Annotated in this window: 1 protein-coding gene; it reads right to left on the bottom strand. The window is 35.2% G+C overall.

Annotated elements, in window-relative coordinates:
* Nucleotides 1–86: 86 nt before the first annotated feature.
* Nucleotides 87–953: an AraC family transcriptional regulator gene (locus QVO88_RS10035; protein WP_022288341.1), complete on the bottom strand. Its 867-nt coding sequence runs from the start codon at nt 951–953 to the stop codon at nt 87–89.
* Nucleotides 954–999 lie beyond the last annotated feature (46 nt).

The raw sequence follows: 999 nt of genomic DNA, 5'->3' as shown, positions 1-999 counted from the left end.
TGTTTGGTAATGTAGCCATTCCTTATTTCTTATCAAAAATCAACAAAACTCGTTTGGTTTAGTTTTAGCCAAACGAGTTTTGTTTTTTATTCCCTGAGATTTTCTTTGAGTTTTACTTTTCGATATTCTTTTGGTGACATACCAATGTATTTATGAAACAGTCTGCTGAAATAAAGCGAATTGGTGTATCCAACCATATTTGCAATTTCAGTAATGGTGTAGTCCGTATTTTCTAACAAATTTTGTGCGTTGGAGATTCGCAGCTTTAAGATATATTGCAGCGGACTGGAACCTGTGATTTCTTTAAAGCACTGAATAAACCAACAGTTGCTAAGCCCTCTGGATTCGGAGTACTCCTCAATGCTGATTTCTGTGTTGTAATTCTTACGAAAATAGTGCATCGCAAAAGCAACTTCTTTTTCACTGGTGCTGCTGAATTTCTTTGCACTCATGATTGCACGGCTTATCAAAACAAAAATATTTCGCAGCTGCAAAGAGATCAATTCATCATACCGTGGTCTGCAAAGCTGCAATTCCTGAATCATCTGACCAAATAACCACTGATAATCGGGAGATGTTCCAATATAGAGAATATTATTTTTCAGGTTGATATTGTAATACTTTAAAATTTCTTCTACTTCATTTCCGGTAAAATGCACCCAATAAACATCGGTTTGATCTGCACGATAATAAACATATTCCTGTGGTTGATCCGGCAAATATATAATAATATTTCCGGCTGAAACCGTTTTTTCTTCTCCGTGAATGAAAAAATGTCCTTTTCCGGAGGCAATATATAAAAGCTGATAATCTTTTCTTCCCTTCGGACGATGTGTTACTACTTCAGAACGATTTTTCACACGATAATTTCCGCAGCTTGTTACAATTAAAGGTTTCGTATTATCCACTACAGTAGATGTAGAGTTGTTTAAATAGGCAACATTCATAAACATAAAAAGCACCTCCTTGCTTCTATAACTATAGTATATCACACCTGAA

It is taken from the genome of Ruminococcus sp. CAG:57 (genome assembly GCF_000435935.1).
In the GTDB taxonomy this organism is placed as follows: Bacteria; Bacillota; Clostridia; order Oscillospirales; family Ruminococcaceae; genus Hominimerdicola; species Hominimerdicola aceti.
The sequence above is the reverse complement of the archived record's forward strand: the minus strand, read 5'-3'. Positions and strand labels throughout refer to the sequence as shown.